The sequence below is a fragment of the Dorea sp. MB18-49 genome (assembly GCF_023669465.1).
GTDB lineage: Bacteria > Bacillota > Clostridia > Lachnospirales > Lachnospiraceae > Dorea_A > Dorea_A longicatena.
Genome location: NZ_JAMOYX010000038.1, coordinates 21,537 through 31,203, shown reverse-complemented (window position 1 = coordinate 31,203; position 9,667 = coordinate 21,537). Strand labels below are relative to the sequence as shown.

General features: G+C 39.6%; 8 protein-coding genes and 2 pseudogenes. 2 read left to right on the top strand and 8 right to left on the bottom strand.

Annotated elements, in window-relative coordinates; genetic code table 11:
* Positions 1–282: 282 nt before the first annotated feature.
* On the bottom strand, positions 283–1,122 hold the full coding sequence (locus NCY30_RS11130) for a hypothetical protein (RefSeq protein ID WP_026649394.1): 840 nt from the start codon (positions 1,120–1,122) through the stop codon (positions 283–285).
* Between the two features lie 104 nt (positions 1,123–1,226).
* On the opposite strand from NCY30_RS11130, the pseudogene NCY30_RS11125 reads away from it, so the two are divergent.
* A pseudogene (locus NCY30_RS11125) lies at positions 1,227–1,493 on the top strand (hypothetical protein); the annotation flags it as partial.
* Positions 1,494–1,524: 31 nt separating this feature from the next.
* Here the strand turns inward: NCY30_RS11125 and NCY30_RS15375 are convergent.
* From NCY30_RS15375 to NCY30_RS11090, 7 genes and pseudogenes are all read right to left on the bottom strand, one after another.
* Positions 1,525–1,596: pseudogene (locus tag NCY30_RS15375) on the bottom strand (metal-sensing transcriptional repressor); the annotation flags it as partial.
* Positions 1,597–1,623: 27 nt separating this feature from the next.
* Positions 1,624–1,833 (bottom strand): DUF6070 family protein, encoded by a 210-nt coding sequence (locus NCY30_RS11115; RefSeq protein ID WP_055181106.1) that lies wholly within the window; start codon positions 1,831–1,833, stop codon positions 1,624–1,626.
* A gap of 180 nt (positions 1,834–2,013) precedes the next feature.
* On the bottom strand, positions 2,014–4,125 hold the full coding sequence (locus NCY30_RS11110; protein WP_173817717.1) for a penicillin-binding transpeptidase domain-containing protein: 2,112 nt from the start codon (positions 4,123–4,125) through the stop codon (positions 2,014–2,016).
* A 130-nt stretch (positions 4,126–4,255) separates the two neighbouring features.
* On the bottom strand, positions 4,256–5,977 hold the full coding sequence (locus NCY30_RS11105) for a lysozyme family protein (RefSeq protein WP_173788407.1): 1,722 nt from the start codon (positions 5,975–5,977) through the stop codon (positions 4,256–4,258).
* A gap of 25 nt (positions 5,978–6,002) precedes the next feature.
* Positions 6,003–6,410 carry a DUF6075 family protein gene (locus NCY30_RS11100; protein WP_055157339.1) on the bottom strand — a complete coding sequence of 136 codons (408 nt, stop codon included), beginning with the start codon at positions 6,408–6,410 and terminating at the stop codon, positions 6,003–6,005.
* An 82-nt stretch (positions 6,411–6,492) separates the two neighbouring features.
* Positions 6,493–8,832 (bottom strand): VirB4-like conjugal transfer ATPase, CD1110 family, encoded by a 2,340-nt coding sequence (locus NCY30_RS11095; protein WP_055304300.1) that lies wholly within the window; start codon positions 8,830–8,832, stop codon positions 6,493–6,495.
* Complete coding sequence (locus NCY30_RS11090) at positions 8,813–9,205, bottom strand: PrgI family protein (RefSeq protein WP_021740709.1); 393 nt, start codon at positions 9,203–9,205, stop codon at positions 8,813–8,815. The genes NCY30_RS11095 and NCY30_RS11090 overlap by 20 nt, the downstream gene beginning before the upstream one ends.
* 81 nt (positions 9,206–9,286) lie before the next feature.
* On the opposite strand from NCY30_RS11090, the gene NCY30_RS11085 reads away from it, so the two are divergent.
* On the top strand, positions 9,287–9,667 hold the full coding sequence (locus NCY30_RS11085) for a hypothetical protein (RefSeq protein WP_055157285.1): 381 nt from the start codon (positions 9,287–9,289) through the stop codon (positions 9,665–9,667).

Sequence of the window (9,667 nt, the reverse complement as noted above, 5' to 3'; positions counted from 1 at the left end):
TCTTACATATGTAATAATTCCCTGTAAAAATTTTTTTATTCTTCAAAATACTCATCCAATATTGTTGCATCTTTTTTAACAACATAACCACTTCCACCGATTCCTTTCTTCTAATTTTTTTGTTCCTTAAATCTTACGCTTGTAATATTTAAAAATCAAGTCTATTTTCAGGAATTGTATACTCCAGATTCACCATCTTTATGTGCGATATATCCTATTTTATTACCATCCTCTATATCTTCTCCATTTTTGTTACCCTGTCATTTTAAAGAACATCCTTACTTACACTGTTACATATTTTTCCGCTTCTTCTTTGCACTTCAACGTATTTCCATGCCCAATTACATATTCCATACATTCTTTTCCCTGCTCTTCTTTTCCGATTCGGTAGTAACATACTCCCAGCAGGAATCTGCGTGTAACCTCATAATAAGGCAACTTTTCCGTATCATTTTCCAGTAATCTTACTGCTGCCTCATCTTCACCTTTCAGCATCAAATTTTTTGCCATAAACAGTGGATTCTTTTGAAATACTTTCCCTGCTTTTTCTAATGTAGCCGAATAACCTGCCGCATCTTTCTCCTGATATTTCTTCGACAGTTCGAGATTCGTCATGACCTGCTGCCAGGAACGTCCCTCTCTTTTTCCTTCCCATTCATTCTTTATATACTCTTCTGCCTTCTGCAACTGCCCATTTATGATCAGTGCAACTACATATTTAGACTCAGCTATCAGCATGACACTTTTTTGAAATCCATGATAATCCAAGCTCTTTCCGTACTTTATCAACTCTTCCAGCATTTCTGAATATTTTTCTGCATCACATTGCTGTGACAGAATCCGGTCAATTTTTGAAAAATCTCTGAGAATGTCCCTGATTAAAATGAATATACCTGCAATCAGATCAACCACCACGCAAATCCACAGAAGCCAGGGATCTGTCGTGACCCAGCCCGGCTGCTTCACATCGAAAAAGAGTACTGTCTCCTGATGCGGGAACGGATTTCCTTTGAAAATACTCACCACACAGATCAATGCTGCATAAATCAACAGCACATTCCGTATCATCCTGATGCGTCCATTTTTCTGCTTTTCATAAATCTTTTTTATCTGCTCTTCCATTTTCTCTACCTCGCTGTCACACTATTTTTGTACCTACAACATAATTATACATAATTTCTGCTGTTATTGAAATCTTCTCTTGCTGTCTCCTGCTTTCCGGGAGTATAAGCTGCCAGCAGAGTTTTATGGCACTCGGACAGGCAAAGATCAGTCTGCTTCTTGCATGCCTGCGAAAACTGATCCTGCTGATCCCTCTGATCTTTATCCTGCCGCTCTTTTTATCTGATAAGGTATTTGCAGTTTTCCTTGCAGAACCAGTCAGTGATATCCTGGCGGCTGCCATTACAACCATAACCTTCTTAAGCCGCTTTAATGGAATATTGAACCAGAAAGACCTCGCCTGCTGCAAAATTTTCACCAATACAGACTGATGCAATTAATGCCAGTGATACCAGTACATCTGATTGCCTGAACCTGTCCGATTATTTTCTTCAGTCTTCGGTGCAGATTATCTGCATCCATACATTGTCTCATCTTCCCATCTCCTTATCACCAGAAATATTAATATTGTAGCGAATCTCTGTTCGGTTGTACAATATCTACTGTTGCCTGTTCTTCTTTCTCCGCTGCTTTGCAAAATTCTTCTACTTTTTCACGATTGACCATATCGATCTGATTATCACAATCTACTGCCGCATATCCTTTTTCTTCCAGACAATTGATAATTTTTCTTTTCACCTTTAATGTATTTAACTCCGACTTCTCCTTCATATAAACAGACCGAAAAGTTTGCGCTGTTTTTTTACTTCTGCATTCATTTCAGATTCTACGGTTTCTTTCTTTTCTTCTTTTTCCGTAATTCGATTTTGTCCGCACCCTGTAAAAACAATAAGAACTATCAATATCATCGCAAATATCTTACATATGTAATAATTTCTCATAAAAATTTTTTTATTCTTTAAAATACTCATCCAATACTGTTGCATCTTTTTTAACAACATAACCACTTCCACCGATTCCTTTCACATTCTCAACCATACTGATAAGAAGAATTGGTTTGTCCACGCTTTTATCTGCCGTAAACACCGAAAACCACCCGATTTCTTTGCCAGAAGTATCTTCTTTCGTTGCCTTCAACTCGGCTGTCCCTGTTTTTCCAGCCAGCAAAATATCGTCACGATGTGCAGCATATCCGGTTCCTTCCGGATCATTTACAACACCTTCCACCCCTTGCATAATTTCTTCTACATTTTCTTTACTAAACGCATTTTCTATCCATGTTTCACCGGATGCTTCTTCTTTGTATTTCAAATACGGTTTTATCATATTCCCTTCATTTAAAAATGAAGTATAAATACTTGCCAGATGTAATGGATTTACAAGAATCTGCCCTTGCCCATAACCACTATCTGCCAATTGTATTTCTGTTTCTATTTTATCTGTATTGGAATATGTTGATTCCTGCATCGCAATCTCAAACGGCATATTCTGATTAAATCCTATTTCATTTAAAGTATTCATAAAATTCTCACTACCAATTTTAAGAGCTGCCTTTGCAAAATAAATATTATCAGAATAGATAATTGCATTTTTCATAATAACCGGTTCATATTCATGAAGTGTTGTCACTTGATAAGATCCCCAAGACGAATCTTTCTGCCATGCCAAACCTTCATTTCCAAAATCTTCTTTTGGATCTATGCTTTCCGTTTTCAACCCAATTCCTGCCACAACTGGTTTAAATGTTGAGCCAGGACACCATACTTGACGAAAACGATTATATAATGGCTTCTTTTCATCTTCGTTTAATGATGTCCATTTCTCTGATGATAAGCCCCGTATAAATTCATTATTATCATAAGATGGGGTACTTACCAAAGCCAATACTTCTCCCGTATAAGGATTCATTGCGACAGAACACCCCGGATCTTCTTTAAACTGCTCGTATAATGATTTTTGCAAATCGGAATCTATCGTTAATCTTATATCCATACCATCTTCTTTAAAAATACTTGCAAGAACCTCTTTTACTTCCCCATCACTATCCAAAATCTTTATATCACAACCATCTTTTCCTTTTAATTGCTTTTCGTATAACTTTTCCAACCCAGATCTTCCGATTACACTTTCAGCTGAATATCCTTCCCCTGGATGATTTTCCAAATCTTCTGCTGTTACAGACTGTACATAACCAATTAAATGAGCTGCTGCTTCCCCTAACTCATAGGTTCTAACTTCCACATCTGATAGCATAACCCCTGGAATTTCCAAAAGTTTATTCTGACAATCCTGCTCCTCAAGTGTCTTTTCTTCTGGCTGTATTTTCATTAAATCTATTTCTTCTACTTTTGGAATAGTTTCAATTGGTACAAAAGAATCTTCTTTTACCCACTTTGCTGTGAGTTTGTTATTTATTGTTTCTACATCTATCTCTAATAACTCCGCTATTTTTTCAATAGATACATTCCTGTCTTCCAGCTTTCCCGGTATAATGCCAACTGATGTTGCTACTCCTTTTCCTGCAAGCATTTTACCATCTCGGTCTAATATTTCTCCTCTCTCCGCTTTTGATGTAGTAACACTTATTTTATCATCACTCTCTAAATCTGGAAAAATCAAACTATCCTGCCATACTAATTTATATCCCTGTTTCGTTTTCTTCAGTTCTGCCATATTGTCAAATTGTATTGTTCCGGCAATTGTATTACATGATGTTTCATACGAAAGCGTAACTGTATCTGCTTTTTTCTCTTTCACAGTTACATGACTGATTTTGATGTCACTGACCTCTATTCCCTCGTATATCTTAGAATTTCGTTGTATGTACTCTTCTTTTGTCAGATAAACTTTTTCATCTGAATCTATCATAGTGTACATTACTTCATATTCCTTTTTTTCAATATGGTTCATATATTCCATAAGTGTATTTTCTGGTGATTCCGTTATAGTCCTTTTTAATAAAATACCTCCTGAAACAGCAATTACTGTTATAGCCACTATCAGCCCAAAAATCTTACAAGTGTAAGATTTTTGGGTGCTTTGCTTTTTCCGTTTTCTTTTCATAGATACCCCTTTCTTCTAATTATTTTATTTTTCTAAATCTTACACCTGTAATATTTAGAAGTCAAGTCTATTTTTAGGAATTGTATACAACGGATTCAATATTAGACTATCATATTCTTTCTCCTGCCTTTTAATATGCCGGAACACCGTATCCATAGATGTTACTGCTTCCAATACTATAACTCCGTCTTGCCACCTTATCTCCACTGTTTCCTTCAATGGTATTCACTGTTCCACCGCTGACACTCTCCACAATTCCAACGTGGTCAATCGTTCCATTGTTTCCCCAATCAAAGAAAATAATATCTCCTGCCGCCGGGGTATAACTTCCGTCACGGAACCTACCTTTACTTTCAAACCACTTCACACCGTCCGAACAAAGAGAAAATTTCGGAATGACTCCACTCTGAATATAACCGCTCTGGTCTGCACACCAGGACACAAAGCAGGCACACCACTCTACCCGACTTCCAAATCCATACCAGCTCCAGTAAGTTGTCCCACTTTTCCCTTCCTGCGATGCTGCCACCTGAACGATTGCCTGATTGCCGATACCTGTCGGGATTCTTCCAAATGCATAATACTGAAGCACATGTGGTACATACTGCTTGTCCCCATAACTGCTCCACCCCATTCTCTGTGCCATCATATCAGAAAATTCTGCTGCATTTGCAAAGGTGTATCCACCCCTGGCTTTCGCCCATTCCAGATATCCATTTCCAAAATTGTAACTTTGCAATGCCAGTTTAATATTTTCCATATCCAGAGGATTTTTTACCCCTGCACGTTCCAGACAGCTTTTTATCTCCTGCACTCCGCAAGAAATCGAATACTCTGGATCAGTGATTCCATTCGGCTGTTTGGGGTATTTTGTATTAAAGCTCCCTTCTGAACACTGCATCGGGTCAAATCCTCTCCCACCTGATTCCTGCATCATAATGGCTTTGATTAGTTCCACATACTCTCCAATGCCATATTGATTTGCATACTGACGGATTAGTGGTTCGTATGCTTCTACTTCTGCACTAACCGAAGAAACCGTACTGGAATTATCCCCACCTGTCATGCATAGAAATCCACCAAATAAAATGACGATAATCAAAATCATAACCGCAATCCAACCACCTGCAGTCAATGCACTCAGTAATACTTTTGTAGCTTCAATCAACGCTTTTATTGCATGTGTTACCGCTTTTGCTGTCTTTTTCACTGCAATCCTGGTATTCTGTGCAGTCTGCCTTGCTGTCTGCACTGCTTTTTCTGCTTTTTTCATAGAATAATGCATTGCCCGGACAGAAGCATTTGCAGTCTGCTCCGATGTCTTAATGCTGGTCTTTGCCGTCTGTTCTGCAGTCTTGACTGATTTTCCAGATGTCTTGATGGTACCCTTTCCGGTATTCTTTACAACCTGCTCCGATACTTTCCCGGTCTTAATGGTTCTTTTATCCCGCTCAACAGTCTTGATTTTTTTTACAGCAAGTTTTTTTCCCTGCTCCTGTGCCTTTTCCCCGCCTGAAGGCGGTACTGGTCGGATTTGTTCTTTCGGCTGGTAAACTGTTTCTTCGCCTGCCAAAGAAACAGAAGCTTTCTCTTTCTTCCGTTCAATAATCTTTCCTGCCTGTCTACGTACCTGATGCCCTGTTTCGTGAAAGATGCGGTCAGCATACTCGCTGGCCGCATCTTCTGCATAACCTACCGGATTATTCTCTCTATCACTGGATTTCTCCGTCGATTGCATGACAGTTTCTTTTGTTCTGACATAGGAATGTTTGACATGGTCTGTCACCGTAACCGTCTTATCTAATACTTTAATATCCTTATGGACTTGGCGTGTTTTTATCTTACGATCCATCGCTTTCCTCCATTTGAATCTTTATCTAGCGTTCATGATTAGTTTCTTTTTTATTCACCTGTGGCAGTTCCCGGCAGTATTCCGGATACTTTATGCGGATTGCTTCATAAAAATATGGTGCATGACCACAATCAAACATCTCGTATGGGGTAAACAGACTTTCTTCTCCTTTCTCCACATATCCATTCCACAAGTTAAATGCCAGTCTCGTCAATCGTGCCGAACCGCCTGTCTGCCACCCTTCATGCAGTGCTTCCGGTTTAATCAAACGCTCCTTAAAATCAAACATGCGGTCAACATGATTTCTGGTATCTTCAGAAATTCCCACACAATAGAAAAATGAACTGTAATAACTGTCGTGCTTTCCGCATTTTGCTAACATCTGATAAAAAAAACTTTCATGTTCCTTTGATGAAAATCTGATTTCTGACATATTTTTCTCCTTTTCCGGCACTAAAAAAACGCCACAAATTGTGACGATTTCCGGTGCCATTCTCTTAAATTGATTATTGAAGTTACATTCTTCCTCGGTTGATACTGTCCTCTCCCGGCTTTGTGGTCATCAGTTTATACAACCTTGTATTGGTCGGGAATCTATTGACGAACGGTACAAGTGAACTTCCGTATTTCACCAAACCGCAACCGGCATCTGCATTTGTGATATATCCCATTTGCTCAGTGGAGATATTCAGAAGTGTTGCCAACTTTGCTCTGTCCGGCTCTGCCTGATTAAGCATCACGATATACTCACTGTTGGAAATCATCGTACTTGCAAGAACAGAATCTAACAGATATTCCACGTTCTGGGTAATTGCTGTCGGAAATGCATTACGCTTACGAAATCTTCGCCATGCAGAGTTAAAAAATGCTCCGGAATACTCATTTTCAAATACTACATGAAACTCGTCTAAGAAAATATGAGTTCGCTTTCCCTGTTTCCAGTTCTCTGTTACCCGGTTCAGCATTGCATCAGTGATAACCAGAAGTCCCATGGTCTTTAGCTGCTTTCCTAAATCCAGAATGTCGTATACCATGATACGGTTATTCACATCAACATTACTTTCATGTGCAAATGCGTCCAGACTTCCATTTGTAAATAATTCTGATACCAGTGCCAAATCCTGTGCTTCCGGTTCTTCCTGTTCCAGAAACTTTTCACGCAACACCCGTAAAGTCGGCACTGCTCCGCCATGCTGATATTCCTCATAGACTTCCCCTACACATCGGTCAATAATGGAACGTTCCTTCGCATTGATCCCTTTTTTATCCAACTGCTCAAACAAAGATAAGATAAACTGTGACTTTTCAATTACCGGATCACCGCCATCTCCATATCCGTCTACCATATCCATTGCATTGATGTGGTCCCTGCTTCCTGCAGCAATACGAACCACTTCTCCGCCCATTGCTTCAACCAACGATGCATACTCTCGCTCTGGATCACAAATCAGGACATCGTCCTGCGTTGCCAGTGCCAGGAATACAATCTGCATTTTTGCATTAAAGGATTTTCCACTTCCCGGCACACCTAAAAGGAATGAGTTCGGGTTCAGGAGTTTTTCTTTATTGCACATGATTAAGTTATGAGAGATTGCATTTTCTCCACAATAGATGCCGCCTGCGTCCATAATCTCCTGCACCCGGAATGGCATCAACACTGCCACGCTCTCCGATGTCAGCGTGCGGACTGCCGGAATCTTTCGGTGTCCGATGGGAAGTGCTGTATTTAGTCCGTCCATTTGCTGAAATTTCAAAACTGAAAACTGGCATAACTTTTTCCGTCCAATGGTCAGAAGTGTTTCCGTATCTGCGTCAAGCTGCTTTTTCGATTCTGCAGTATGCACCATAGTCAGTACACCGAACATCATACGCTGGTCACGTGTAGTCAGATCATCCATGAACTCTTTACTTTCTTTTCTCTGCTGTTCCAAGTCATAAGGAATCACTGCGGAAAAGTTATTGTTGGCATTCTGCCGTCTCTGCCAGTTTGTGATATTCGTCTCCACACCAAGCAGACGTTTTTCCACTTCCTGCACTGCTTCATCAGTAGGAACAGGAATCACATCAATGCTCAACATCAGATTTCGATTCATGTCGGTCAGTTCTGCTATCATATCGTCTTTAATGTAAGAAGCATACTCCCGAAGAAAGAGTACCCTTCCGTAACGCTCTCCCATGCGGAAATAATCTTTTTCAAATTCAAAAGTATCCGGGCAGATATAATCTTTGAAGCTGTGCCCTTTTCTCATACTCTCCTGAATATCAAAATGGAAACCAGATTCTTCTCCTGTACGGTAAAAATCATGCAGAATCCGTAACTTATCTTCTCCATTTACCTCTGCACATTTGGAACCCAATCTTGCAAAATGGCTGTTCAGCTCTGTTGTCACTCGTGCAAAATACGTTCTGGCTTCTTCGATCGTTTTCTTATAGCAGGATACTGTCATATATTTTTCCTGCACTATGCTGTTTGAACTGGTTGCCTTATCTAAAAGCATGTTGTTGTACTCTTTCCGATATAAATCCAGTCCGTCCTCCTGCATCGGAATCAGAATTGCTTTTTCAAAATCCACTTTATTCAAGCGGCGATTATTGATCGTTATTTTTGTTGTTCCACCGCAATCGAACGAATTTAATAAGTCCATATATTCCAGAAACATGGTTTCTTTATCTACTTTGCTTGCCACCGCGTAGTTGATATCTGTAAATTTATAAGTACGTGCAAATTTATTTCTCCCGATTTTAAATATCCCGTCAGACCAGATGGTCTCGATGGGAATTACCTGCTGTACACTTCTTGGAATTACAAATTTTTCTTTATCCTGCTTAAAGATATTACTCAGCGTTTTTATCATTTTTCTTGCGTCCCTCCTTCTTCAGACTTTCTTTCTCATATTTTTTAATGACTGGTTCTACTGCATCAAAATAAAGATTTTCTGACCGGAACACCAGTTTTTTCGGCATCAGGATTTCCGATTTAATCCATGCCCAGATAAACTGCTCCGCTGTCATTCCATGATATTTTACAAACCCGAACACTACACATGGGGCAGCTCCCAGTACACAAATCCAACTCACTGTTTCCATACTCATGTATGGGTGAAGCAAAAAATAAAGCCCAACGGCAATCCCGCAGGCTAATCCTGAAAAGATAAACTGTCTTAGGGACAATCCGAAAAAGATTGCTTCCGTGTAATCCCTGATTTCCTTGTTAATTTTTACTTCCAAAACGATACACCTCCAAATCGCACATTTGTTATATTTTTCCTGTTCTGTTACACTTTGGGTAAATGAAAGGGGGACTGACCTATGCCAATCACTGTTATGATTTCACTTGTTGTTACCGTTGCTCTATTCCTGATTTCTCTGCTGTTTCGGATTGCTGCCAGATTAAATCTGACCTTACCGCTGTTATACTTTCTTGCTGTTTCCACAATTCTGAATCCATGGACAGCAACTCATGAGAAACTTGCATTTGCAATCCTCTATCTGCTGACTGCCTTTTCTGTTCTCAGCTGGATTTTTGCTCTGCGACGCAAATGGCAGGAACATCAATACTACAAAGCTATGAAAGATGATATGTCCTTCCAGATTTCTCGTGCCAGACAGAGAGGGATTCCTTTAGATTCTGTTCATTTTGATTCTCAGGGGAATATGCGGTATAACAACAGCAACAACATTGTAGAATAA

Coding starts and splice junctions, on each gene's coding strand:
- NCY30_RS11105 (WP_173788407.1), bottom strand. CDS start 5,977: ATGGATCGTAAGATAAAAACACGCCAAGTCCATAAGGATATTAAAGTA.
- NCY30_RS11100 (WP_055157339.1), bottom strand. CDS start 6,410: ATGTCAGAAATCAGATTTTCATCAAAGGAACATGAAAGTTTTTTTTAT.
- NCY30_RS11095 (WP_055304300.1), bottom strand. CDS start 8,832: ATGATAAAAACGCTGAGTAATATCTTTAAGCAGGATAAAGAAAAATTT.
- NCY30_RS11115 (WP_055181106.1), bottom strand. CDS start 1,833: ATGAAGGAGAAGTCGGAGTTAAATACATTAAAGGTGAAAAGAAAAATT.
- NCY30_RS11085 (WP_055157285.1), top strand. CDS start 9,287: ATGCCAATCACTGTTATGATTTCACTTGTTGTTACCGTTGCTCTATTC.
- NCY30_RS11130 (WP_026649394.1), bottom strand. CDS start 1,122: ATGGAAGAGCAGATAAAAAAGATTTATGAAAAGCAGAAAAATGGACGC.
- NCY30_RS11110 (WP_173817717.1), bottom strand. CDS start 4,125: ATGAAAAGAAAACGGAAAAAGCAAAGCACCCAAAAATCTTACACTTGT.